General features: G+C 63.5%; 26 protein-coding genes. 5 read left to right on the top strand and 21 right to left on the bottom strand.

Annotated elements, in window-relative coordinates:
• Positions 1 to 19 precede the first annotated feature (19 nt).
• Complete coding sequence (locus NH14_RS16530; protein ID WP_035525488.1) at positions 20 to 1006, top strand: HpcH/HpaI aldolase/citrate lyase family protein; 987 nt, start codon at positions 20 to 22, stop codon at positions 1004 to 1006.
• Positions 1007 to 1052: 46 nt separating this feature from the next.
• Here the strand turns inward: NH14_RS16530 and NH14_RS16525 are convergent, their stop codons facing one another.
• The 20 genes from NH14_RS16525 to NH14_RS16435 all read right to left on the bottom strand — a co-directional run bounded on the left by NH14_RS16525 (position 1053) and on the right by NH14_RS16435 (position 19090).
• Entirely contained in the window at positions 1053 to 2528 is a 1476-nt protein-coding gene (locus NH14_RS16525) for a pyridoxal phosphate-dependent decarboxylase family protein (protein WP_244143477.1), read from the bottom strand.
• Positions 2525 to 2656, bottom strand: a complete 132-nt coding sequence (locus NH14_RS33875; RefSeq protein WP_269151839.1) for a hypothetical protein — start codon at positions 2654 to 2656, stop codon at positions 2525 to 2527. Before NH14_RS33875 ends, NH14_RS16525 begins: the two co-directional genes overlap by 4 nt.
• An 81-nt stretch (positions 2657 to 2737) precedes the next feature.
• Entirely contained in the window at positions 2738 to 3169 is a 432-nt protein-coding gene (locus NH14_RS16520) for a universal stress protein (protein ID WP_084225332.1), read from the bottom strand.
• 115 nt (positions 3170 to 3284) lie between these two features.
• Positions 3285 to 4184, bottom strand: coding sequence for a bifunctional methylenetetrahydrofolate dehydrogenase/methenyltetrahydrofolate cyclohydrolase FolD (folD, locus tag NH14_RS16515; RefSeq protein ID WP_035525490.1), 900 nt, complete (start codon positions 4182 to 4184; stop codon positions 3285 to 3287).
• Positions 4185 to 4190: 6 nt separating this feature from the next.
• A complete protein-coding gene (locus NH14_RS16510; protein WP_035525492.1) occupies positions 4191 to 5549 on the bottom strand; it encodes an FMN-binding glutamate synthase family protein in 1359 nt (452 codons plus the stop codon).
• Positions 5550 to 5565: 16 nt separating this feature from the next.
• On the bottom strand, positions 5566 to 6264 hold the full coding sequence (locus NH14_RS16505; protein WP_035525493.1) for a GltB/FmdC/FwdC-like GXGXG domain-containing protein: 699 nt from the start codon (positions 6262 to 6264) through the stop codon (positions 5566 to 5568).
• Positions 6252 to 7160, bottom strand: coding sequence for a class II glutamine amidotransferase domain-containing protein (locus NH14_RS16500; protein ID WP_035525494.1), 909 nt, complete (start codon positions 7158 to 7160; stop codon positions 6252 to 6254). Before NH14_RS16500 ends, NH14_RS16505 begins: the two co-directional genes overlap by 13 nt.
• 60 nt (positions 7161 to 7220) lie before the next feature.
• Positions 7221 to 8549 carry a type III glutamate--ammonia ligase gene (gene glnT, locus NH14_RS16495; protein WP_035525495.1) on the bottom strand — a complete coding sequence of 443 codons (1329 nt, stop codon included), beginning with the start codon at positions 8547 to 8549 and terminating at the stop codon, positions 7221 to 7223.
• Between the two features lie 112 nt (positions 8550 to 8661).
• A complete protein-coding gene (locus NH14_RS16490; protein WP_052147985.1) occupies positions 8662 to 9375 on the bottom strand; it encodes a hypothetical protein in 714 nt (237 codons plus the stop codon).
• Positions 9372 to 12335 carry a glycine cleavage T C-terminal barrel domain-containing protein gene (locus tag NH14_RS16485; RefSeq protein WP_035525496.1) on the bottom strand — a complete coding sequence of 988 codons (2964 nt, stop codon included), beginning with the start codon at positions 12333 to 12335 and terminating at the stop codon, positions 9372 to 9374. Before NH14_RS16485 ends, NH14_RS16490 begins: the two co-directional genes overlap by 4 nt.
• The gene (locus NH14_RS16480; protein WP_035525499.1) at positions 12336 to 12593 is read right to left on the bottom strand and encodes a sarcosine oxidase subunit delta; all 258 of its coding nucleotides are present in this window, start codon (positions 12591 to 12593) and stop codon (positions 12336 to 12338) included.
• A 15-nt stretch (positions 12594 to 12608) separates the two neighbouring features.
• A complete protein-coding gene (locus NH14_RS16475) occupies positions 12609 to 13850 on the bottom strand; it encodes an FAD-dependent oxidoreductase (protein WP_035525500.1) in 1242 nt (413 codons plus the stop codon).
• 71 nt (positions 13851 to 13921) lie between these two features.
• A complete protein-coding gene (gene purU / locus NH14_RS16470; protein ID WP_035525502.1) occupies positions 13922 to 14782 on the bottom strand; it encodes a formyltetrahydrofolate deformylase in 861 nt (286 codons plus the stop codon).
• Between the two features lie 187 nt (positions 14783 to 14969).
• Complete coding sequence (locus tag NH14_RS16465; RefSeq protein WP_237179652.1) at positions 14970 to 15347, bottom strand: hypothetical protein; 378 nt, start codon at positions 15345 to 15347, stop codon at positions 14970 to 14972.
• The gene (locus tag NH14_RS16460; protein WP_052148003.1) at positions 15307 to 16050 is read right to left on the bottom strand and encodes a hypothetical protein; all 744 of its coding nucleotides are present in this window, start codon (positions 16048 to 16050) and stop codon (positions 15307 to 15309) included. The genes NH14_RS16465 and NH14_RS16460 overlap by 41 nt, the downstream gene beginning before the upstream one ends.
• Positions 16051 to 16138: 88 nt before the next feature.
• A complete protein-coding gene (locus NH14_RS16455) occupies positions 16139 to 17530 on the bottom strand; it encodes an APC family permease (protein ID WP_035525504.1) in 1392 nt (463 codons plus the stop codon).
• Between the two features lie 77 nt (positions 17531 to 17607).
• Complete coding sequence (locus NH14_RS16450; protein ID WP_035525506.1) at positions 17608 to 17748, bottom strand: hypothetical protein; 141 nt, start codon at positions 17746 to 17748, stop codon at positions 17608 to 17610.
• Between the two features lie 4 nt (positions 17749 to 17752).
• Complete coding sequence (locus tag NH14_RS16445; RefSeq protein WP_035525508.1) at positions 17753 to 18136, bottom strand: hypothetical protein; 384 nt, start codon at positions 18134 to 18136, stop codon at positions 17753 to 17755.
• Between the two features lie 53 nt (positions 18137 to 18189).
• Positions 18190 to 18516 (bottom strand): hypothetical protein, encoded by a 327-nt coding sequence (locus tag NH14_RS16440; protein WP_035525510.1) that lies wholly within the window; start codon positions 18514 to 18516, stop codon positions 18190 to 18192.
• A gap of 190 nt (positions 18517 to 18706) precedes the next feature.
• Positions 18707 to 19090 (bottom strand): group II truncated hemoglobin, encoded by a 384-nt coding sequence (locus NH14_RS16435; protein ID WP_035525512.1) that lies wholly within the window; start codon positions 19088 to 19090, stop codon positions 18707 to 18709.
• Positions 19091 to 19384: 294 nt separating this feature from the next.
• Here NH14_RS16435 and NH14_RS16430 point away from each other — a divergent pair, with 294 nt between their 5' ends.
• The 4 genes from NH14_RS16430 (at position 19385) to NH14_RS16415 (ending at position 23437) form a co-directional block, all read left to right on the top strand.
• The gene (locus NH14_RS16430; RefSeq protein ID WP_035525515.1) at positions 19385 to 20506 is read left to right on the top strand and encodes an aminodeoxychorismate synthase component I; all 1122 of its coding nucleotides are present in this window, start codon (positions 19385 to 19387) and stop codon (positions 20504 to 20506) included.
• 136 nt (positions 20507 to 20642) lie between these two features.
• Entirely contained in the window at positions 20643 to 21779 is a 1137-nt protein-coding gene (locus NH14_RS16425) for a porin (RefSeq protein WP_035525517.1), read from the top strand.
• A gap of 212 nt (positions 21780 to 21991) precedes the next feature.
• Positions 21992 to 23122 carry an aminomethyl transferase family protein gene (locus NH14_RS16420; RefSeq protein WP_035525519.1) on the top strand — a complete coding sequence of 377 codons (1131 nt, stop codon included), beginning with the start codon at positions 21992 to 21994 and terminating at the stop codon, positions 23120 to 23122.
• A gap of 45 nt (positions 23123 to 23167) precedes the next feature.
• Positions 23168 to 23437, top strand: a complete 270-nt coding sequence (locus NH14_RS16415) for a hypothetical protein (protein WP_035525520.1) — start codon at positions 23168 to 23170, stop codon at positions 23435 to 23437.
• A gap of 140 nt (positions 23438 to 23577) precedes the next feature.
• Here the strand turns inward: NH14_RS16415 and NH14_RS16410 are convergent, their stop codons facing one another.
• Positions 23578 to 25308, bottom strand: a complete 1731-nt coding sequence (locus tag NH14_RS16410) for a SulP family inorganic anion transporter (protein WP_035525522.1) — start codon at positions 25306 to 25308, stop codon at positions 23578 to 23580.
• Positions 25309 to 25332 lie beyond the last annotated feature (24 nt).

Here is a 25332-nt window from a genome sequence, read left to right as displayed (position 1 = left end):
ACTATCGAGGAGATTACCCATGAGCTTTACCGCAATCGAACCGGCCACGCCACGGCTGCACCGCTCGGAGCTTGCCGTACCGGGCTCCAACCCCGCCATGTTCGAAAAGGCCGCACGCTCGGCCGCCGACATCGTCTTTCTCGACTGCGAAGACGCGGTCGCGCCCGACGACAAGGAGCAGGCCCGCAAGAACATCATCGAAGGCCTGAACGACATCGACTGGGGTGCGAAGACGGTGATGGTCCGCATTAACGGGCTCGATACGCACTACATGTATCGCGACGTCGTGGATATCGTGGAGGCCTGCCCCCGGCTCGACATGATCCTGATTCCCAAAGTTGGCGTGGCTGCCGATGTCTATGCGATCGACATGCTCGTCACGCAGATCGAAACGGCGAAGAAGCGCACGCGCCGCATTGGCTTCGAAGTCCTGATCGAAACCGCGCTGGGCATGGCGAACGTCGAGGCAATCGCTCAATCGAGCCGTCGGCTCGAGGCGATGTCCTTTGGCGTCGCCGACTATGCGGCCTCCACGCGTGCGCGCACGACCGTGATCGGCGGCGTGAACCGCGACTACGGCGTGCTGAGCGACAAGGACGCCAATGGCGAGCGCGAATACTTCTGGAGCGACCAGTGGCACGCCGCGCAAACGCGCATGATGGTGGCCTGCCGCGCGTATGGCTTGCGGCCGATCGATGGGCCGTTTGGCGATTTCAGCGATCCTGACGGTTATGACGCGGCTGCGAAGCGCGCCGCGGTGCTCGGCTATGACGGCAAGTGGGCGATTCATCCGTCGCAGATCGAGCTGGCAAACCGCGTGTTCACGCCAAGCGATGCCGAAGTCTCGCGTGCGCAACGCATCATGGATGCGATGGCTCAAGCGGCCAGGGATGGCAAGGGGGCAGTGTCGCTGGATGGCCGGTTGATCGACGCGGCCAGCATCCGGATGGCGGAGGCGCTGCTTTCCACTGCGCGGGCGATCGCGGGTTCGGAGGGCAAGCGCTAAAAGCGCGATAGTCCGCGACAAAAGCCAACGGAAATTCAATGGCCCCCTACGCGTGCGCCGCGACGCTCTCCGCATCAAAGCGCACGCGCCCCACCGCGCGCCACGACTCGATCATCGACTCGGCGGCGCGGTCGATATCATCCTCGGTGGTGGGCCATGCAATGACCGAAACGCGCATCACGCGGCGCTCGCGCCACTGCGCGCCGACCGCGAAACAGATGCCGGCTTTCTGAATGCACTCTATCGTGGCGTCCGTGAGCACGTCGCCAAGCGATTCCGATTCATCCGCACCAAAACGCACGACCACCTGATTCAACTCGACTTCGTTGAGCACCGCAATACCAGGCTCCTCAGCCAGACGACGCGCCAACCGCTGCGCAAGCGCACAATGCCGCTCGATCATCTGCGCAATGCCACGCCGGCCAAAGGTGCGCAACAGGGTCCACAAAACGAAACCGCGCGCGCGCCGCGACAGTTCCGGGGCGTAATGCACAGGGTCGCGCACCCCCTCGTCTTCGGCGGGCGGGAGATAGCCCGCGCCAATCGTCATCGCCCGCCGGTGCGCATCGGCATCGCGCACGAAAGCGCAGCCGCATTCGTAGGGCGCCTGCAGCCATTTGTGCGCGTCGGTCGCCCACGAGTCCGCGCGCTCGATGCCGTGCGCCAGCGCCTCGCGCGCCGGACATGCCCTCGCCCACAGGCCGAAGGCGCCGTCCACGTGCAGCCAGCCCCCGCGCTCGTGCCGCTCGTGCATCAGTGCCGCAATCTCCCCGATCGGATCGAAAGCTCCGGTCATGATGTGCCCCGCCTGCGCGATCACGAGATGCGGCCCATGGCAATGCGCGAGCGCGGTGCGCAACGCGTCGATACGCATGCGCCCCGCGTCATCAGTAGCAATCCTCACGAGCGAGCGCTCGCCAAAGCCCAGATATCGCAGCGCGGCAAACACGCTCGCGTGCGCATCGCCGCCGATAAAAACGGTAATGCGCGGCGCGCCGAACAGGCCGTCGGCCTCGACATCCCAGCCCACACGGCGCAGCAGCGCGCCACGCGCCGCCGCGAGGCAGACGAAGTTGCTCATGGTCGCACCGGTCGTGATGCCCACCGAGCATTCGGGCGGGAGCCGCAGCAGATCGAGCAGCCATTGCCCGGCCACCTGCTCGGCCACGGCGGCCGCGGGAGCGCCCTCGTAGCAGCCGGCATTTTGCCCCCAGACGCTCGTGAGCCAGTCGGCCGCGACCCCGGCTGGATGCGAGCCGCCCACGACCCAGCCAAAGAAGCGCGGGCCTGCGGTACCCATCAAGCCTGGACCGGCCGCTGCCGCCAGTTGCTCGATCACCTCGCTCGCGGGCATGCCCGCCTCGGGCGCAGGTCCGCCAAACGCGTCGAGCAACGCCGCAAAGCCCGCCGTTGCTGCGGGCGGGCGCGTCGCGCGGGTGTGATGAAACGCCAGCGCGTGCCGGTGCGCGGCGTCCAGCGCGGCGCACGCATGATCTTCCGGCATCCTGATCAACTCGGTCACAGCGGCTCCTTTCCCCCGAGATAGCCCTTGAACGAGATTGATGCATCGGCCGACGGCAGAATGGCGGTGCTGTTTTTCTTCATGCAATATTCTACCCGCCGACCTCGCAACAACGTGACAGTACCCATGCGCCCTATCTCGCTGACAAAACAACGCGCCCTTCGGAACGCACACAGGGAGGCTACACGGACGCAAGGACGCGCACCGCGCTAACGAACGATTGTCACTGGACAGTGCGCCTGTGAGACAACGTCCGTCGCTACGGAGCCCAGAAAGATCCGTTCAAGCTGACTTGTCACGCCGGTCCCCATGACTATGTGATCGAAACCCTTGTCCTTCGCATAGTTCACGATCGCCGCGGCAACTTTACTGCCGGTAACTACCACAAACTCGTAGTTCAATAGTTCCTGGCGGCCCGCCGCGTCCTTAGCTTGTACAAATTGGCTATTAACCTGCCCATTTGCCGCCGATATCAACGTCTCATCCCAAAAGTATGCGTTGGCCATACGGTCAGCAGGTACCGTGTTGACGTGCACGAAGGTCAGTTTTGCGCCAATCTGCTTCGCCAACTCAGCTGCACAAGTTGCGGCATGCTCTCCCGCGTGTGAGCCATCGACAGCGCACATAATATTTCGTGGCATATTGCACTCCTTTCTACAGTGGAAACAGTCGTCGTGGATTGCTCATTTCTCGTGCACATCAACGCGTGCCAAATCGATCCGGCGGCACAGCTGAAGCAATCTCCCTTGAGCGGGGCTAGCGCGCCGGCACCTGCCAGAAAGGCTGTGCCGGATGAAACGCTTCACCCTGCGCGAAACGCTCCGCCGAGCGCAGCGTGTTCTCGATCAGCATGGTGACGGTCATCGGCCCCACGCCGCCAGGCACCGGCGTGATCCACGAGGCGCGCTCGCGCACCGCTTCAAAATCGACGTCGCCCACGATGCGTCCATCGGCGAGCCGGTTGATCCCCACATCGATCACGATCGCGCCTTCCTTCACCATCTCCGCCTTGATGAGCCCCGGCTTGCCCGCCGCCACCACGAGAATGTCGGCGTGGATCGTGTGATGCGCGAGGTCGCGGGTTTTCGCGTGGCAAATGGTGACCGTGGCTTCCTTTTGCAGCAGCATCAGCGCCATGGGCTTGCCGACGATATTGCTCGCGCCCACCACCACCACGTTCTTGCCCGCGACATCGATACCCGTGGTTTCCAGCAGCAGCTGGACGCCATATGGCGTGCAAGGCGGAAAGATCGAATTGCCGACCACGAGCGCGCCAACGTTGTAGAGATGAAAGCCGTCCACATCCTTGTCGACGACGATGCTCTCCAGCACGCGCCGCACGCTGACCTGCGGCGGCAGCGGCAATTGCACGAGAATGCCGTGCGTGGCCGGGTCCAGATTCAGCTCGCCGATGCGCTCGAGCAGCTCCGTTTCCGTGCAACTGGCGGGGAACCGGTGCATGAACGAACGCACGCGGCTCTCCTCGCACGCCTTCACCTTGTTCGCGACATAGACCTGCGAGGCCGGATTGTCGCCCACCAGCACCACGGCGAGACCCGGCACGACGCCGCGCATGGAAAGCGCGGCGACGCGTTCGCGAAAGCGTGTTCGCAAGCGCCGCGCCAGGTGTTTCCCATCGATGATCTGTGCCGTCATGGCGCGTCAGACCACACCCGGGATCCAGTTGGTGCCCGCCAGCGGCACACGCGCCATCGCCGCTGCCTCGACCGTGAGCGCGACGAGATCTTCGGGCTCCAGGTGATGCACGTTCTGCTTGCCACAGGCGCGCGCGATCGTGGTGAGTTCCATGTTCAGCGTCTTCAGGTAATTGCGCAGGCGCTTCGCGCCAACGTCGGGCTGCAGCCGCTCCTGCAACACGGCATCCTGCGTGGTGATGCCCACAGGACACTTGCCCGTGTGGCAGTGGTGGCAATAGCCCGGCGCCGTGCCCAGGTTGGCGTAATCGTCGAGCGCCTGCACGTGCTGCCCGTTCTCGATATACGACGCGCTGTTGCAGCCCAGCGAGACCAGCACGCCCTGGCCGATCGCCACGGCGTCGGCACCCATCGCCAGCGCCTTGGCAACGTCGGCGCCGCTGCGGATGCCGCCCGAGACGATGAGTTGCACCGTGCCCTTCATGTTGAGGTCTTCGAGCGCATCCACGGCCTGGCGCAACGCGGCAAGCGTAGGAATCCCGACGTTTTCGATAAAGCACGTTTGCGTGGCCGCAGTGCCGCCCTGCATGCCGTCCACCACGATCACGTCCGCGCCCGCATGCACGGCGAGCTTCACGTCGTTGAAGGTGCGCGTTGCGCCCACCTTCACGTAAATCGGTTTTTCCCAGTCGGTGATCTCGCGCAGCTCCTGGATCTTGATGAGCAGATCGTCGGGACCGGTCCAGTCGGGATGGCGGCAGGCCGAGCGCTGGTCGACGCCTTCGGGCAGCACGCGCATCTTCGCGACGCGCGGCGAGATCTTTTGGCCGAGCAGCATTCCGCCGCCGCCCGGCTTCGCGCCTTGGCCGATCACCACTTCGATCGCATCGGCCCGGCGCACGTCGTCGGGATTGAAGCCGTAGCGCGACGGCAGGCATTGATACACGAGCGTCTTCGACGAGCGCCGCTCTTCCGGGGTCATGCCGCCGTCGCCCGTGGTGGTGGAGGTGCCCATCTCGGTGGCCGCGCGGCCCAGCGCCTCTTTCACGTTCGCGGAGAGCGCACCGAAGCTCATGCCCGCGACGGTGATCGGGATCGCAAGTTCGATGGGCTTCTTTGCGAAGCGCGTGCCCAGCACCGTCTTCGTGGTGCACTTCTCGCGATAGCCTTCGAGCGGATAGCGCGAGAGCGAGGCGCCGAGGAACAGCAGATCGTCGAAGTGCGGCACGTGGCGCTTCGCGCCGAGACCACGGATTTCATACAGCCCGTGCGCCGCGGCGTTCTGGATATAGTTGATCGTCTTGCGGTCGAAGCCCCAGGATTCTTCGGTGGCCAGTTGCTTCATGTGAATGGGCTTGATTTCCATGGTCGGGATCCTTGGGTCAATATTCCTGGTTCGCGTCGGCGTTCCAGTGATAGAGCGAGCGTGCCGAGGCGATGCGCTTGAAGTCCCTCGGTTCGAAGCCGGAGAAGGCGGGGCCCGCCGCGCGCAGCAACTGCGCCACCGCTTCGATATCGGCGGCGGTCATCGGCTCTTCGCGCGCGTCCGCGCCCAGCGACTTGATGTTGCCGCGCACGTACAGCACCGCCTCGTATAGCGAATCGCCCAGTGCGTCGCCGGCGTCGCCGCAAACCACCAGCCGCCCCGCCTGCGCCATGAACGCGGAGAAGCTTCCCACCGATCCCTTCACGACGATGTCGGCGCCCTTGAGGGAGATACCGCAGCGCAGGCCCGCATCGCCTTCGATCACGAGCAGGCCGCCTTGCGCCGACGCGCCCGCCGCATTCGACGCGAAGCCCTTTACGTGCACGCGCCCGCTCATCATGTTTTCGGCGACGCCGGTGCTCGCGCTGCCCGCGATGGTCACCTTCGCCTCCTTGTTCATGCCGGCCGCGTAGTAGCCGGCGTGGCCGTCGATCTCGACCTCGATAGGCAGATCGAGCCCGACCGCGATGTTGTGCGCGCCATCGGGGTTCGCGATGCGCACGGCCTGCACGCCCTTGCCGGCGGCGTCCTTGTGCAGGAACCGGTTGAGTTCGGTCACCGACGTGCTTGCCAGGTCAAAGTTCAGACTTTCCATACGTACATCTCCTCGGGAGCCGGTTCGAACACGGTTGCATGCTTGATGTCGGGAAGATGCGCCAGCGAGCGGAATTCGGAGGCGATCGCCACGTAATCATCGGTTTCGGCCACCACCGCGGGCTTGCACGCGAACGGATCGCGAATCAGCGCGAGCTTGTCGGGCGTGCCCATGAGGAACGTGTAGAAGCCGTCGAGCTGCTCGAATCCCTGTTGCAGCGCCACTTCGAGATCGTCGCCTTCGCGCAGCCGGTATTCGAGGAAGCGGCAGGCCGCCTCCGTATCGTTGTCCGTATCGAAGTGAATGCCGTGCGGTTCGAGCATGCGGCGCACGCCAAAGGGATTCGAGAGCGAGCCGTTATGCACGAGGCAGAAGTCCTCGCCTGCCGTGAACGGGTGGGCACGGTCGGGCGTGACCGCCGACTCGGTGGCCATGCGCGTGTGGCCGACCAGGTGCGTGCCGGAAAGGCTCTGGAACGCGTAGCGGTCGGACACTTCCTTTGGCGTGCCGATGTCCTTGTACAGATCGATGGCGCGGCCCGTCGAGAGGATATGCAGCTTCGGATGCTGCTCCGCGATCCAGCGCTTCGCGGTGTCCGGCGCGATGTTCACGCTCAGCACCGCATGATTGCCCTTCGCGTGAACCGAGGCGCCGGCGCCCAGGTGCGCGTTCATCTCGTGCGCGAGCCCTTGCCAGTTGAAATCCTCGGCCTCTTCCGTGAGGCCGGAATACAGGCTGATCTTGCGGGTTTCCTCGCCCACCGGCTCCGTGAACACGGCCAGCCCCGCCGAATCGGGCCCCCGCTCGGTCATGCCGAGCAGCATGGGCACCATCAGCTCGCCCAGCCGCTCACGCAACGATGGCTGCTTTATCAGTAATCCTACGATTCCACACATGAGTCATCTCCTGCACGTATTTTCTGCGTTTCATGGGACGGCTGGCGCAGCGACGCCAGCTCAGAAAAATTCGAGGTAGGTCTTCTGTTCCCAGTCCGACACATGGCGCATGTACTCGATCCACTCCATGTGCTTGAGGCGGAGGAACTCGTTGCCCGCCGGGCCGAGCGCCTCCATCATGACTTCGTCGCGTTCGAGTTCGCGAAGCGCGTCCTGGAGGTTCTGCGGCAAGATGCTGATTTCACGCTGGCGCAGCTCCTGCGGCGACATCTCGTAGAGGTTCAGATTGCACGGCTCGCCGGGTTCGAGCTTGTTGTTCACGCCGTCCAGACCGGCGGCGATCACGGCGGCCGTCGCGAGATAGGCGTTGCACGCGGCATCGGGCAGGCGCAACTCGATGCGGCCACCGGGAATGCGGACCATCGATGAGCGGTTGTTGTCGCCGTAGCTCACGTAGGCCGGCGCCCACGTGGCGCCCGTCAGCGAGCGGCCCACCACGAGACGCTTGTACGAGTTGACGGTGGGCGCGCAAATGGCCGTGAGTGCCGCCGCGTGCTTGAGCAGACCGGCCGTCCAGTGATAGGCGAGCTTCGAAAGCCCGAGCCCGCGCTCGTCGTGCTTGTCGGCGAAGAGATTGCGCTCGCCGTCCGAGATCGACATGTGCATATGCATGCCGTTGCCTGGCCGGTTCGAGAACGGCTTGGGCATGAACGAGCAAATCAGGCCGAGGTCGTTGGCGATCTCCGCAGCGGCCATCTTGAAGAATACGTATGAATCGGCCGATTTCAGACAGTCGGAGTACGTATAGTTGATTTCGAACTGACCGTTGGCGTCCTCATGGTCGATCTGATAGACGTCGATGCCAGCCTTGATCAGCGACTCGGTCAGGCGCTCGAGGAATACGCGCGAACGCGAGAGCCCCTTGTAGTCGTAGCACGGCTTGGGCAGCGCATCGGAGTCGTCGCACGGCACGATGCGACCGTCGTCGGTGCGCCGCAGCAGCGAGAACTCGGGTTCGAGTCCGGTGTTCAGGATCCAGCCGTGCTCCTGCAGTCGGGCGACCTGCTTTTTCAGCGTCACGCGGCTCTCGAACTGCCACGGCTCCTTTTTCACGTAGCCATCGCAGGCAATGCGCGCGTAGCCCGGCTGCCACGGCATGAGCGCGAGCGTGTCGAGATCGCCCACCGCCATGAAGTCCGGTCCTTGCGGATCGATGCCGAGGCCCCATACCGCGAAGCCGGCGAAACCCGCGCCATCGGTCAGGATGAGGTCGAGGTGGGCTGCGGGCACGGACTTCGTCTTCGCGACGCCGTGAATGTCGACGAATTGCGCGAGTATGTACTTGACGTCGTTCTCTGCAAGGAACTGCTTGGCTTCTGCGGGTGTCATGTCGATTGTCCTCAAGCGTCGTGATGCGGTGTCGAGAAAACGCCCGGCGCCTCTTTGCGCCAGATGCTTTCGCCCGGGGTGCCAGTTGAGCCTGATGCGGGCCTGATGCGAGTCAGTTGCTGGCCTGGTGCGATGGTGCCTGGTCGATTTCGTCGATCACGGCGAGACCGACCGGCCCGCCGCCCAATTCGGCAGCGATGCCGGCAAGGGTTTCCCACAAGTACACACCGTATGTACCGTCGGCCCACAGACGGTAGTACGGACGGCCCAGCCGCTCGCCCGGCAGGACGGTGACGGCAACCCCCGCCATCGAAGTCAGCACGACGGGTCGGGTTGCGAGGTCCAGCGCGCGAAAGTTGACGTTGCAGGTCTGCAGCAGCAACTCGTCGATCGCCTCGCCGCACAGCACCAGCGCCAGGTCCTGGCGCAGCACCGGATAAACCCGCAGCGCCGGCTCGCGATGGGCCAGCTTCGCCGAGGCGCGGCCGCTAAGGCCGTCCTCGATCAGATACTCGGTGAGGCCCAGGCGCGCGATCAGCCCGCCGCTCGCGAGCGGCGCCCACGTGTTGGGCTGGGGCAGCGCGGGCAGGCCCTGCTCCGCAAGCCAGGCGGCCACGCCCTGGCCCTTGAAGCCCATGCGGGACAGGTGCGAGACATCCGCAATGCCCGCATTGCGTGCGCGCGCTTCGTCGTTCGCGCCGTGGCGCTCGACGATCTGCATGTTCTCGATCGTGCTCCACCGCGCTTCGGCGGCGTGACGTGCGTCGCGTGTGGGGCTCGTGCGCAGCGCGACATTCGCTGCGCCTGCCAGGTTCGATGCGCTCATGCGGTCTCCTCCCTCGGTGCGGCGGCGTGTGCGGGTGCGGCGTCTTTCTGGCGCAGGTTTTCAGGATCGTAGAACGGCGTGGGCACCACCGTGGCGGACACCAGGGTGCCGTCGCTCACGCGAAAGCGCAGACGCGTGCCCGGTTTCGCCATCGCGGGCCGCACGAACGCAAGGCCGATCGTCTTCTTCAGCGTCTCGCTCCACGACACGCTCGTCACGCGGCCCGCGATCTCCTTGCCTTCGATGGCGAGATGGCACTCGCGCAAGGCGTCGTTCTTCACCCCGTCGTCCAGCGCGAAGCCCACGAGGCGCTGCTGCTGCGCGTGGCTGTCGATGGCCTGCAAGCTGCGCTGGCCGACAAAGAACGGCTTGTCCATCTTGACCGCCCACTCCATGGCGGCGTCGCGCGGCGTCGTCAGGCCGTCGGTGTCCTGGCTCACGATCACGTGACCCTTTTCCAGCCGCAAGAGCCGCTGCGCCTCCACGCCAAACGGACGGATGCCGAATTCCTTGCCCGCTTCGGAAAGCGCGCTCCACAGCGCCGGACCATATTCGGCGGGAACGTGAATCTCGTAGCCCCATTCGCCGACGAAGCCCACCCGCATCAGCCTGGCCGGCACGCGGTTGGCGCCCAGCGCGATGCCCGTCACGCGAATGCCCAGATAGGGAAATGCTTCGGACGACAAATCAATGTCGACCAGCTTCGCAAGCACGGCGCGTGAGTATGGACCCGCGAGGTTGATGGCCGCGTAGGCGCCCGTCACGTTGACGATGCCGCAATCGAGCCCCCAGATCGTGTTCAGGCGCGAGAGTTCGCGGTAGATCGCCGCCGCTCCCGAGGTTGTGGTCGTGAAGTAGAAGTGATCGTCGGAGAGGCGCGCGATCACGCCGTCGTCGATCACAACGCCGGCTTCGTCGCACATGAGCGCATAGCGCGTCATGCCGGACTTGAGCCCCGCGTATTTCGACACGTAGACGCGCTCGAGGAACTGCGCGGCTTGCGGCCCGCGCGCTTCGAGCTTGCCGAGCGTCCCCACGTCGATCATGCCCACGCCGGTACGCACCGCCTGCACCTCTTCCTGGATGCAGCGCGCGCGGTCCTTGCCCGCCACCGCGTAATACTCGGGCCGCTGCCAGACACCCGCCGGCATCCACTTCGCACCCAGACGCTCGTGCTGCGCGTGCATCGGCGTGCGGCGCTCGGGATTGAAGCCGCGCCCGGCGAGCAGCGCCATCGGCACCGGATGAAAGAACGGCCGCGCCGTAGTCGTGCCCACTTCCTGCGGCGCCTTGCCGGTTAGCCGCGCGAGAACGCGCAGGCCATTCATGTTCGAGTGCTTGCCCTGGCTCGGGCCCATGCCGTTGGTCGAAAAGCGCTTGAGCAGCTCGATGTTGTCGAAGCCTTCCTGCACGGCGTTTTCGAAATCCTTCAGTTGCAGGTCTTCGTCGAAGTCGATGAAGTTCTTGCCCGCCGGATGCGGGACGATCGGCCATGCGTGCGAAGGCGATTCGGGCTCGCGCGCGATCGGTGTGCTGCGCGAGTCGGGCGCGCCGCCCAGCAAGCCGACATGCGCGGCTGCAAGCGCGCCGGCGCGGCGACCGTCCTGCAGCTTGCTTTCGAACGTGTACACGCCATTCACGCGGCCGCACGCGTACACGCCTTCGGGCAGCCGATCGGGCACGAACTGCTCGACAGCGGTGTCGTAGCGCATTGCCGTGCCTGCCTGGTACAGCAGGTTCGCGGCCGGCGCCCAGCCAACGCTCATCAGCAGCGTGTCGCATTCGATCTGCCGGGTGTGCTCGTGCGAAACGCTCATACCCTCAGGCGGCGTAGGGCCCACGCGCACCGCCGCAAGCCGGTTGCCGTCTGTGTTCGGCACGGCCTCGATCACGCAGCTCGCCCCCAGCACTTCGACACCGCGCGCCTCCAGCTCGCGGGCGAGCACGCCAAAGCGATGCGTCTCGCGCAGGTCGATCAGCGCCTTCACCTTGATGCCGCGCTCCAGCATGTCGAGCGCCGCGCGATAGGCGTCGGCGTTCGCGCCCAGCACCACCGCGCGCTGCCCCGGCGCCACGCCATAGCGCCACGCGAGCCGCTGGGCCGCCGAGGCGAGCATCACGCCCGGCAAGTCGTTATTGCGGAACACGGCGGGCTGCTCGAACGCGCCGCTGGCCACCACGACCGCCTTCGCGCGCATCTTGGTGATGCGATCGGGCTCGACGAGCGGGACCCAGTGGTCCGCATAGTAAGCCGCGGCCAGCGTGCGATTGAACATGCGTACGCGCGGATGCGCACGAACCTTGGCTTCGAGCGCACGCACGGCTTCCAGACGTTCCATGTCGCCGCCCGCCTGATACGTGCCGCTGCCGCCCGAACGCGCATTCTCGTCGACGATCACCACGTCCGCGCCCTGCTGCGCCGCCTCCAGCGCCGCCGAGAGACCCGACGGCCCCGCGCCGATCACGAGCACGTCGCAGAACCCGTAGCGCTTGGGCGTGCGCACATGCTGCGCGTTGAGATCGACCACGCCAAGCCCGGCCATCTTGCGGAACATGCGCTCCCAGCGCGGAAACCAGCGCTTGCTGTAGAACGCCTTGTAATAGAAACCAACCGGCAGGAACGGCGCGAGCTTGCCCATCCAGCGGCCACGGTCGGCGGCCACGCCACCCGCAGTGTTGACCGCGTGCCAGTTCGCACCGGCGATCAACTCGGTCACGTCGGCGCGCACGTTCAGGCGCGCGCCGTCCTGAAACATCGCGTTCACATCGTGGTTCGCGAGCGAGAGCACGCCGCGCGGGCGGTGATACTTGAAGCTGCGCCCGAGCACCGAGACCTCCGACGCCCACAGGGCGCTCGTGATCGTGTCGCCTGCAAAGCCCGTGTAACGCTGCCCTTCGAAGCCGAATTCGATCTGCTGGCTGCGATCGATCCATTCGCCTGCATGCGGTGCCAGACGCATTTACGCCTCCTCGTCGTTCAGATACGTGCGGATGACACGATCCTTCGCGGTGTCACGCTCGGCGATAAACCAGGTGTTGCTCGGGGTATGGCACCACCACTCCTTCTTCACGCCTGCGGCGCCGTTGCGGCAGTACACGTAGTCGGCCCATTCGTCGTCGCTGGCTTTCGCGGGGTCCGGCATCGGGCGCAATTCGCCCCAGTAGACGAACTCCGAAACGGGCCGCGCACCGTTCACAGGACAGGTCATGATCTTCATCGTCGTGTTCTCCGCTCAGTGTCCGACCGAGGCCGCGCCCTTCTCGCCCGTGAGCGCATAGCGGCGGAAGCGATCGAGCGTGAAACCGTTGATCAGCTCATGGTTCGTATCGTTCGCAACGGTGTACGACATGGTCTTGCCGCACACCGGCGTGGCCTTGAAGCCCCACGTGCCCCAGCCGGAGTCCAGATAGAAGCCCTCCACCGGCGTCTTGCCCATGATGGGCGCGAAGTCCGGCGTCATGTCCGCCATGCCTGCCCACTGGCGCATGACCTTCGCGGTCGAGAGGAACGGGAACATCTCGAGCATGTGCGCCGTGAGCCCCTCCACGAAATCGAGGGTCGAGCGCGTGGCATGCAGCTCGTACGGGTCGAGCGATGCACCCATCACGAGCTCGCCACGCGCCGACTGGCTGATATAGACGTGCAGGCTCCCCGAAACCAGGATCGGATTGAGCCAGGGCTTGAGCGGTTCGCTCACCATCGCCTGCAGCGGATGGATGAAGATGGGCGTGCGCAGCCCGACCATGTCGGTGATGCGCGGCGTGGAGCCCGCCACCGCGCACAGCACCTTGTTGGTCGAGATATAGCCGCGCGAGGTTTTCACGCCCTTCACCTTGCCGCCCACCACGTCGATGCCAAGCACTTCGGTTTGCTGATGAATCTCGACGCCGCGCTGGTCGGCGCCGCGCCCGTAGCCCCATGCCACGGCGTCGTGGCGCGCGACCGATCCCGGCGCGTGATACAGCGCGCCCAGAATGGGCGCCACGCCGCCGCACGAGAGATCGATCATCGGCGCGGCCTGCTTGACTTCCTTCGGGCCGACCACCTCCGAGTCCACGCCGAAGTGCTTGTTCACCTCCGCGCGCCAGCGCATCGTGCGCATGGCCGAATCGGTATGGGCGAGCGTGTAGTGGCCGCGCGTCGAATAAAACAGGTTCAGGTCGAAGTCCTGCGAGAGGTCCTCCCACAGCTTGACCGACTGATCGTAGAACTTCACGCCCTCGGGCGTCAGGTAGTTCGAGCGGATGATCGTGGTGTTGCGGCCCGTGTTGCCGCCGCCGATATAGCCCTTCTCCAGCACCGCCACGTTCTTGATGCCGTGCTCGCGGGCGAGGTAGTAGGCGCTCGCGAGCCCGTGACCACCCGCACCGATGATCACAACGTCATAAGAACTGCGCAAAGTGTCATGCCGGGTGAACATCCGCGGCTCAGGGTGCTTCTTCGACATGGCAAAACGCACGAGACGCCACGGCATGGCTCACTCCTTGTTCTCGTCCGCGCGCACAGCGGCGCGCGGGCAAACCGGGTTGGACAGCAGGGCTGCTTTTAGCGCAGAACGATCGTCTTGTTGCCGTGTATCAGCACGCGGTCTTCGAGGTGGTAACGCAAGCCTCGGGCCAGCACCGCTTTTTCGATGTCGCGGCCAAGACGCACGAGGTCGTCGGGCCGGTCCGAATGGCGCACGCGAATCACGTCCTGCTCGATGATCGGGCCTTCGTCGAGGTCTTCCGTCACGTAATGGCAGGTTGCGCCAGTGAGCTTCACGCCGCGCGCATACGCCTGGTGATACGGCTTCGCGCCAACGAAGCTCGGCAGGAAAGAATGATGGATATTGATGATGCGGCCCGGGTACGCCGCGCACAGCTTGGGCGAAAGCACCTGCATGTAGCGGGCGAGCACCATGGTGTCGGCGCGCGCGTCCTCGAAGAGGCGCTGCACCTGGTCGTAGGCCTGCTGCTTGGTCTCCGGCGTGACCGGCACGTAATGAAACGGAATGCCATGCCATTCGACGAAGCTGCGCCACGTTTCGTGGTTCGAGATCACACACGGAATCTCGATGTCGAGCTCGCCGGCCTTCCAGCGCGCAAGCAAGTCGTAAAGGCAGTGCTCGAGCTTCGAAACGAGGATCACCACGCGCTTTTTCTGCGAATGATCGGTCACCTTCCAGTCCATCGAGAACTCGCGGCCGATGCGGGCGAAGCGCTCGCGAAACGTCTCCAGGCTGACCGGCAGCGAGTCGGTCGCGATCTCGTGGCGCATGTAAAAGCGCTTTTCCAATTCGTCGGCGTGGTGAGTCGCCTCGATGATCAAACCGTGATGCTCGGCAATGAACGCGCTGACGGCAGCGACAATGCCGATCCGGTCGGGACATGACAACGTCAGGGTAAAGCGGCGCGTTTCTGACATGAGGGGCACCCGATTCTCGACAGGATTGAACGTGGGTTAAAAGTAATCAGCGGAATTTCGCTTGTCAACGCCAATAAACTTTTTTTCTTGCCACGAACCCAATCAGGGGTATCGCTCGCTGAGAAAGCACTCCCCTCGGACTACCTCCTTGGGGGTAGCAAAACGCGACCGGTCCGCTTCGCGCTGCTTACATGCCGCCTGCGCGTTGACGCTGCATGAAGTATTCCCGGCGATATCGCGAGACCGCGTAGGCGTCTAGCACCGCGATCGCATAGACGAAGATGCCGCCCGCATGACGGCCGACGAACGATCGCCCGGGCGCGGCGAGTTGCAGCGTCAGAAAGCCCAGCAACAGCATGAAGAACACCATGATGAGCGCACGCCTTGGCATGCGGTTGAGAACCTGCCCTGCGCCCGGCAATATCGCCGCGGCGGCCAGCACGACCCACGGGTGCAGGGGGCGGCGCACGATCTGCTCCGGGGGCCGCTTTGAGGCTTTCTCGACGGCTTCGCCAGTCGCTTCATCAATACGTTTCTGCGCTGCTTCGATTTCGTGCGCTTGCATGCTCCTCTCCTTGCATCGGATCTCCTTGCATCAGATCGGCGCATACGGCCGTCGCGCGCTCGAGCAGCGACTCGAGCAGCGCAACGCTCACGTGCGCGCCATGAAACGTCGCGCGGCGCAGCACCAGGTATTCGCTGCGGTCCGCCGCCTGAACCTGATAGACGATGCGCACGCCGCGCGGCATCACGACCAGCTCTTTCGAGCGCGGGTCGGAGAATAGCGTCCTCACGTGCGGATCGAGTATGCGCAGCGGCAATTCGGATGCCTTACGATCCGACTTGAGCGAGGTATGATCCGGCCAGTCGCGCGGTAGCGGGACGCACAACGGCAATGCACCGGCGTGGGACCAGAATTCGACGTTCGCCCTGCGCGCCAGCAGATCGAACGTTCCGGCGACGGGCAAGTTCTGTCTCACCGATACGGTCAGCCAGAGCGACGGCACCTGCCGGAACACGACTTGATCCACGATCGGTTCGATCCGGACGCTGTGCCCGCGATACGAGCCCGTGAGCACAGGAAAGGCGACGTCGTCCTGCGTCAGCGTGACGTGGTCGAAAAGCGCGAAACACCCATCGAACAGCTTGCGGCGTTGGATCCTGATCGATTCGCGCGCACGTCGATGGTGGATGGCGAGCGTCACCACAAATAACGCGGCAAATACCGCAGCAAACGCCGTGAAAGGAGCGCTGCCTGTGATCGACATGACGGAACCCTCCCTATACGAATGCGGCGCGGGCGGTATGACCGCCCGCGCCGCCGCCATGGCTAGCGTCGAATTCAATGCGCGCGCATCAATAGTCCCTGGGTCGTGGCCAGTTCATCGTGAACTGGTCGCCGCGCTTGACGTATTTGTAGCGATGCAGCGCGAACCAGATCGACGCGACGATATAGAACGCCATGATCGAGAGCAGCGAGGCGCCATAGCCGAGATAGGTAGCGAAATAAGTCGCGGAGCACAGGCAGGCCAGCACGATTGCCGGTATCGGGTGAAACGGATGGACGTAGCCTCGATTGATGCTGCCAAGCGGCCATTTGCGGCGAAACTTCACGATGTTGATCGACATGAACGTATAGCCGAGCAGCCCGGACAAGATGGAAAACGTAATGACCTGATCGAGCAAGCCGGTGAACGCAAACGAAATCGCAATCGGCACCAGAAAGATGATCGCGCGGTACGGCGTGCGATAGCGCGGATGCACCGCGCCGAACCACATCGGCATATAGCGGTCGCGCGACATTGAAAACCAGGCGCGCGAAGCGTCGTTGATACAGCCGTTGGCCGACGCGATGGCCGAGAACAGTGTGCCCACGAACAGCAGCGTTTGCAGCCCCTTGTTGCCGGTGAGGCGCGCGGCGTCGTAGAGCGGCGTCACCGCCTGGCCGAGGTACTCCCAAGGCATGAGCCCGGTGGCCACATACCAGGTCAGTGCGGCGGCAATCAGCAGCGTGATCATGCCGCACATCGTTCCGAGCGGAATCGAGCGTCCCGCCGAGCGCACCTCTTCGGCGGCCTGGCAGGTGCCTTCGATGCCCAGGTAGTACCACATGCCGAACTGCAGCGTGGCGACCACGCCGAGCCAGCCATACGGCAACTGCGTCAGCAACTGATGATGAAGCAGGACCTGGCCCGGATTCCACGGCTGCACGCCGAAGAACAGCACGACGATGGCAAGAAAGGCAATCGCCGTGATCACGAAATTGACCGTGAGCGTGACGAACACGCCGCGGTAATTGAGCCACGCGAGAAAGGCGATCGTCAGGAGCGCGAATGGACGCGAGTCGATGGCATAACCCGAATCCGCCGCCACGGCCTTGATGAGGTCGCCAACCACGAGCGCGTCGGCCGCTTCCAGCATCGTATAGGCCATCACCAGATAGAGGCCCACGTTGAACGCCATCAGCGGCCCGATGATGTGTTTCGCCTGCGTATACTGGCCGCCTGCCGCCGCGACCGTGGAGGTCACTTCCGAGTCGATCATGGCGACGCAGGTGTAGAGCAGCCCGATGATCCAGCAGGCGATCAGCGACCCGTATGCACCGCCTTTGGCCACCGAGAAGTTCCACCCCATGAACTCGCCCACGAGCACGATGCCCACGCCGAGCGCCCACACGTGAATCGGTCCCAGCACTTTCAGGAGGGCGATGCGCTCTCCAGACTGCCCTGCCGTTGCTGCGTCGCTCATGCGCCGCTCCTGTATTGGCTATCCAGACGGGTTGAGGCGGATCCGTCGCGAGGGTTATCGTGAGGTTATCGCGAGGGCTATTCGCTGCCTTCGGTTGAACTCATCAGGAAATCGTCGTCGTATTCGCGGGAGACCCGCAGCGCATCGACCAGAATCCACGCAAACAGCAGGATTGCGAGCGCCCATGCGGCCTGACTCAGCAATGACCAGAAGTTCATGGCGTCACTCTCCAAATTTTTCCGCGATCACCTGCCGATACTGCTTCTCGGACACGCGCAGCACGAATACGAAATAGCCGACGATCACGAGCGCCGTGACGATCAGCGAGCCCGGTTCCACTACGTAGTCGAACCGCGTGGTGATGATGGGCTTCGCCTGCTCTGCGCTGTAGCCGAGTTTCTGCCACTGCGCCTGCATGGTGGGATTCTGGCCCAGCGTCTGCCACGACACCTGGCTGGTCGCGGCCTGCGCCTGGTCGGGCTGCTTGTCCGGCGCCTTGAGCATCAGCGGCCCGAGCAGGCTGCAATACACGAGCACGAGCAGAAACAGGCTATCCACCAGCTGCCCGAAGCCCTTCTGCACAGGGGGAACATATACGGATGCCATGTCGAGTTTCCTCTTCAGTCGGCATTGCGTTGAATGGTTCAGCGGCAGGAAGGTCAGGCAAGCACTTCTTCTTCCTCGCTGTCGCGAAGCGCCGCCTTGCGCAGACGGTTCTCGTCGAGATGGTGAATGTCCAGACCGTAGATATGGTCCTTGTCTTCCTTGTAGTGGCGCACCATCGCCGTCACCGATGCGGTATTGAACACGACCACGCCTGTGGCCCCAACCGTCAGCGCAATCCGGACCGCAGGATCAGCCGCAGACAAGCTCACCGCAAAGTAGACGAAGCCCAGCGCAACCCACAACGCAAGCAATGCGATGCCGGCCATCAAACGGTCCCGGCCAAACATGCTGTCGATACGCTTTCTCAAGCGGTCACTCATGCTCAATCCCTCCATCGGTCATGGCGAAACAATTGGGGAATCCTGGACCGTTTCGGCCGTGTTTCCCAATCAGCAAAAAAGTTTCACCGTGGTATTTATTGTGGATGGAGGCCCGAGTGTCAATACTGTTTTTGTAGGTAGATAGAGACCCTGGGTGACGGCACGCCAGTGCCTTGTCAAGAGGTGCGGGCTACGCTGTATTGCGCAGCGCTTGCGCGGATCGCGTGAAATGCCGCATCAATGTAGCCGCAACGTCAGCGTCATAGCCGAGTTGCCCAATGGCTTTGCGCATGCACGCCAGCCACGCCTCGACCTCCGCCGGCCCGATCTCGATGTGCGCATGTATGGTGCGCAGATTCGCGTGCCCCATGCGTTCGAGGTAGTAGTGCGGGCCACCGAAAAAACCCGAGAGAAATTCGAACTGCGCCTGCCTGACGTGGGCGAGACCGAAGCCCTTCAAATGCAGCGCGTGAATGCTCGCGCCTTCGGGATCGGTTTCGATGATGTCGTAGAACGTCTCGACAAGGCGCGCGAGCGCGGTTTCGCCGCCTATCATCTCGTGCACTGTCTGCACGCGTTGGTCCGCCGCTCGATGTCCTGTCTCCACAATTTCCTCGGATTCGTATTGTCCCGATACCGGGTGATGCCTGCGCAAAGCATAGGGAACATAGCGCGGCTGCCGCGCCTCCCATAGGGGGTATAAACGCTCTACCCCATTGCCGCCATGCCGGCGTTCGCTCCTTGCGCTCCGGCGTATTCGAGCCCATCGCCCCTACCCCCTGGGGGATACCTACTACGAATCATTGATGACGCACTTTTGGTCGTCGATGCTCGCCGCATTGATTCGTGGTTCAACTTCCCATCGTCCATGGATACTTGCCGATTCGACGATTTCGTTGCTGGACGTGCGCTCGTCATGCGCGGCCCGCACTCGCGGATCACGGCTCGGAATCGCCGCGAGTTCGCGGATGCGATGCAGGAAATCGACACGGCTCGCGCGAGCGGACACTGGATTGCCTTGATCGCCGACTACGAGGTGGGCTATTGGCTCGAGCCATCACTGCATGAACGCGACGACGAGGAATACACACAGCGAGCGCCTCTGACCGCGCTCGTTTTCGACAATGCGCATGAAGAGCCATCGTGCGAAGCCCTCGCAAACGATGCGCAAAGCGAGATCATCTCGATCACGCCGCGCATTGGTAAGCAGCGCTATATGGAGCAGGTGTCCGAGATCCGCAGCCTGATCGCCGCGGGCGAGGTTTATCAGATCAACTATACGTTTGCGCTCGACGTGAGTATGCGCGGCGACGCGGGGGCGCTTTACCGGCGTCTGGCCAGCGCGAATCCGTCTGCGCATGCGGCGTATATCGAAGACGGCGATCGCCGGATTCTTTCGTTTTCTCCGGAACTGTTCCTGCAGCACAGCGGCGGCAAGCTCACGACGCGGCCGATGAAGGGCACCGCGCCGCGCGACGCCGATCCCGAGCGAGACGACCGCCTTGCTGCGCAATTGCAGGCAAGCACGAAGGACAAGGCCGAGAACATCATGATCGTCGATCTCCTGCGCAACGACCTCGGGCGCATTGCGCGCACCGGTTCGGTCGCGGTGGAGAACCTCTTCGCGCTGGAACGGTACGCAACGGTCTGGACACTCACCTCGACGATCACCGCCGATATCGGCGAGCCGAATCTCGAACACATCCTGCGCGCGCTCTTTCCGTGCGGCTCGGTCACGGGCGCACCGAAGATCGCCGCGATGCGCCACATCCGCCGCCTCGAAAACGCGCCGCGAGGCGTCTATTGCGGAAGCATCGGATGGCTCGCGCCAGATGGCCGGTTCTCGATGAACGTCGCCATACGCACCCTCGTTCTCGATCGCGGCGGCGAGGGCGTGTACTGCGTGGGCGGCGGCATCGTCATGGATTCCGACCCGGCGCGCGAGTGGGAAGAATGCAAGTGGAAGTCCCGCATCATCGGTTCATGGTGAATGTTTCGCCGCCGTCGTACGCATCACCGGCGAGCAATCAATGCAGTTCTGTACGGGTTCCGGGCGCCCGACGAAACTCCAGCACCAGTACGAACTTTCCTGTCTCGTCCGTCAAATCAGGAGCCAACGCTAGCTCATGAACAAGCACCTTCCTTGCGCCGCAATCGCGGCACTTTTCGTAGCCGGCCATGCGCATGCGCAGAGCAGCGTCACGCTGTACGGCGTGATCGACGACGGTTTGAACTACACGTCGAACGCACGCGGCCATAGCGCTTTCGCAATGGTCAGCGGCGACGCCAATGCGTCGAATTTCGGGCTCAAGGGCGCCGAGGATCTCGGCGGCGGCCTTTCCGCCATCTTCACCCTCGAAAGCGGCTTCAATGCCAGCAACGGCGCATTGAGCATGAACGGTACGCTTTTTAGCCGCCAGGCGTTCGTCGGGCTCAGCTCCGCGAACTATGGCGCGCTCACGTTCGGGCGCCAGTACGACGCGATCGTCGATATGTGGAGCCCATTCACAGCGGCGGGCAACACCATCGGCGACCTCGCATCGCATCCGTTCGACAACGACAACGCGGATCAGGACTTCCGCTTCAACAACGCGGTCAAATATGTGAGCCCCACATTCGCGGGGTTTCAGGCCGAGGGCGTTTATGGCTTCAGCAACGCCACCAACTTCGCCAACAACCGCGCTTATAGCGCGGGGATCACCTATGGCGCCGGGCCCTTCTCGGCCGCGGTGGCCTACACGCGTCAGAACAACGGCAATCTGAACAGCACCGGCGCGGTGGGCGGCGACGGCGTATTTGCCGCCGCGCGCCAGCAGAATATCGGCGCGGGCGTGAAATGGACCTTCGGCGACGGCTCGAATGTCGGCCTTGCTTACTCGCACGTCGACGTCTATGACCCAACCGGCAATGCCTATGCTCCAGACATCGGCACGCAAGCGTGGTCGTCGTGGAAGTTCGACAACGTCGAAATCAACGGCCAGTACTTCATCGATCCCGCGCTCTCCGTCGCCGCCGCCTACACCTTCACGCACGGCAACTTCAAGGAGACGACAGGCTCATCGAGCCCGAACTGGCACCAGGTCGCACTGGCGCTGAACTATTCGCTCAGCAAGCGGACCTCGGTCTACGCGCAAGGCGCATATCAGCACACGAACGGCAAGACGGGCACCGACCTCGATGGGGCACACATTATCGGCGCGGCAGACCTCTCGTCGAGCGAGAATCAGACCGTGGTCCGCATCGGCTTTCTGCATCGTTTCTAATGCATTCCTGAAGGATATGTAAAGCATTACCAGGCACTGTGCGTGTGATGCCAGCCGCTACCACGTTGGGCATACCCCCTCTTCTGGATAGCGGCGCTAACTGCATTCGTCAAAAATGCAGGTTAAGGAAACTGCGTGCGCCGGCAGTATCGAGGAGCGCCGGCGCTGCGCGGTTCGCCAATTCCTCATCGCCACTTTACGGAGCGTTATCCATGGCAAATTCATGGCGTATTTCGGCACTCGCGGACCGTCATCGCGCGCTGGGTTCCAACCTGGAAGACTGGAACGGCATGGGCATGGCATGGAGCTATGCGGCGGATCTCGCAGACCATCACGAAGCTATCCGCACCAAGGCGGGCCTCATGGATGTCTCGGGCCTGAAGAAAGTGCATTACGTCGGCCCGCACGCCGAGAGTTTGCTGAACTGGGCGACCACGCGCGATATCAGCAAGCTCTACCCGGGAAAATCGGCCTACGCGTCCATCCTCAACGAAGACGGCAAGTTCATCGACGACTGTATCGTCTACCGCACCGGCCCGAACGCCTTCATGGTCGTGCATGGCGCGGGCACCGGCTACGAGCGGCTCGTGCGCTCCGCCCTGGGCCGTCAGGTTGCTGTGCTGTTCGACGACGATCTGCACGACCTTTCGCTGCAAGGGCCGGCCGCTGTGGACTTCCTTGCCGAGCACGTTCCCGGCATACGGGAGCTGCCCTACTTCCACCACATACAGACGCGCCTTTTCGGCCGCCCTGTCACGATCTCGCGCACTGGCTACACGGGCGAGCGCGGCTACGAAATTTTCTGCAAGGCCGTGGATGCGCCGCTGATCTGGGACACGATCCTCTCGAAAGGCAAGGGCTTCGGCATCATTCCCTGCGCGTTTGCGGCGCTCGACTGGCTGCGCGTGGAAAGCTATCTGCTGTTCTATCCCTACGATAATTCGGAAACGTGGGCGTTCAGCGACGAGAAAGCCGGCGACACGCTGTGGGAGCTGGGCCTCGACTTCACGGTGTCGCCGGGCAAGACGGAATTTTGCGGCGCCAGCGAGCATTTCCGTCTCGCGAATAAAGAGCGCTTCAAGATCTACGGCGTCGATGTCAGCGCATCGCGCGCCACCGCTGCAGGCGACACGTTGTGGCAGAACGGCCGCCAGGTTGGCGTCATTACCTGCGGGATGTACTCGCGGCTCACGAAGCGCTCGCTCGCCATCGCGCGCGTGGACGTGGACCAGGCACGCGACGGTATTGCGCTGGAAGTCAGGGGCAGCATCGAGGCGCGCGGCGTGACGGCCGCTCTACCCTTCGACGACCCCGAGAAGAAGAAGCGCACTGCGTTGGGATGATTGCCGGCCGCCAGGCCGGCATTGCCAACGCGTATACGGTGAACAATGAACCGCACCGAAACGAGAGTCCTCGTCAAGCGGGTCGCGCAGGGCCGCGACCCGCAGGCCGCCCTGTCACTGTACGAGCACAGCATTGCCGCCGGGCACAAGCGGATCGCTTTGCTGCGCTATATGGATGCGCGTGATTTGTGCGTGCCCATGACGCAGCAGCATCATGCCTACGCGTGCGCCATCGCGAGCACCCTCAGCGACGGCGAAATGGCGGCCATTGCGCAGCAGGCGCTGAAGCGCAGCCGCGAACGCAGGGTGCGATGAGCGGCTGAAAACGCGCGGACGAGAGCCGATCTCAGGCGTCAGGCGCAATCTTCCTGCGTAACGCGATGAAGCGCGCCAGCACATTGGCGCCGAAGAGCAAGTCGGGACCGGCCTGCCCTGCCGCGGCGACCGCTGCATGGTCAATCAGAATTTTCGTGCAAGTACGTCTCGATTACGTCGTCCACAGAGACCCGTCGGCTAATATCGCCAACGAGTTCCTCCAGCCCTTCGGCGCGCAACATATCGCGCGCGCTGCCATGAGCGGCCACGATACGCAAGCGCCTGCCTGCGCCAACAAGATCCGTGTGCAAAGTCGCCAGCATCCTGGCGCCCGCGATGTCCACCGCGGGAGAATTCGAGAGGTCCAGTATCACCAGTTTCACGGGGCAAGTCGCGGCCAGGATGCTCGCCGTAATCGCAGCGCGCACGTGGTCGGCGTTGAAGTAAAGCAGCGACGCCTCCACGCGAAACATCAGCACGCCGGGAATTTGTTCGTTGTCGGCATGGCGCTCGATATCCGAATAGCGGTGCGTGCCGGGAATGCGGCCAAGGACCGCCACATGCGGATGTGCGGCGCGCCGGATCAACAAAAGCATCGACGCCAGCACCGCAAAGATCACCCCTTTGAGAATTCCCAGCAACAGGACTGCAACGAACGCGACCATCGACACCATGAACTCATGGCGGCTGACTCGCCAAACGTGACGCAACTCGCGAATGTCAATGAGACCCTTGACCGCCACCAGCACGATGGCTGCCAGTACGACGTTGGGCAGGTTGGTCAGCAGGCCTGTGAGGAACATCAGGCATAGACCGATGGCGATCGAAGCGAATACCAGCGCGAGCGGAGTCTTGGCGCCAGCCTTGTCGTTGACCGACGACTGGGACAAGCCACCCGCAACGGGATACCCCTGGAAGAGACCGGCGGCGAGGTTTGCAGCGCCGAGTCCCAGCAGTTCCTGGCGCGGATCGATTTCGTAGCCGTTTTTCTGGGCAATGGCGCGAGCCGCCGACACGCTTTCCACATACGACAACAGCAGGCAGGCAAACGCCAACGGAACAATGCCGTCCACGTCCCGAATGCGCAGCGAGGGCAGGTGAAAAACCGGCAGACCGCGCGGCAATGCGCCGACGACCTTGAATCCCATCGCGCCCAACGGCGTCACTGAAAGCAGAACAATGGATAGCGCGACCACGAATAGCGCGACTGGACGTCCCGGCAAAAACTTTTCGCCGAGAATCAACAGGGCAAGCGCGCCGATCCCGAAGGCGAGCACAACGAGCTGGGTGTCTGGAAGCTGTCCGATCAAAATCGAAACGCGTTCGAAGAACTGCTCCCCGCCCCCCTTGACCCCGAAAAGCTTCGGCAACTGGGTTAGCGCAATGGTCAGCGCAGCGCCCGCCTTGAAGCCCAGCAATATGGTCTCGCTGATGAAGTTGACGAGCGCGCTTAGCCGCAGAATCCAGCCGATCAGGCACATGATCGCGATAAGGACTGCTGTCAATGCGGCAATGGAGGCGAACCGTCCAGGGTCGCCGCCTGCCATGTCCACGACCGTCACGCCAACGAGCATCGAAATTGCCGAAGTCGGTCCAATAGCCAGTTGGCGGGAGGTGCCGAACAAGGCGTAGAAGATGCCGCCGACCAGGTAGCAGTAAATGCCGTATTGGGGCGGCAAACCGGCGAGCGTCGCATAGGCAAGCGACACGGGTATTCCATACGCAGCTAGTGTGACCCCGGCGACGAGATCGGATGAAAGCCACGCCAACCGATAACCGGGCAACCATTGCGCCGGCACGAGTATCGCGCGCCAGCCTCTGGCAGGGGAAGTCGCGTCAGCACTCCCGGCGGGAACATACTCTTTATTCATCGCGTTCTCCTCCCAGGCCGTTCA

Origin of the sequence: Paraburkholderia sacchari (assembly GCF_000785435.2) — a bacterium.
GTDB classification, from domain to species: domain Bacteria; phylum Pseudomonadota; class Gammaproteobacteria; order Burkholderiales; family Burkholderiaceae; genus Paraburkholderia; species Paraburkholderia sacchari.
Note: the sequence above shows the minus strand (reverse complement) of the source record. Positions and strands in the feature narration are given on the sequence as shown.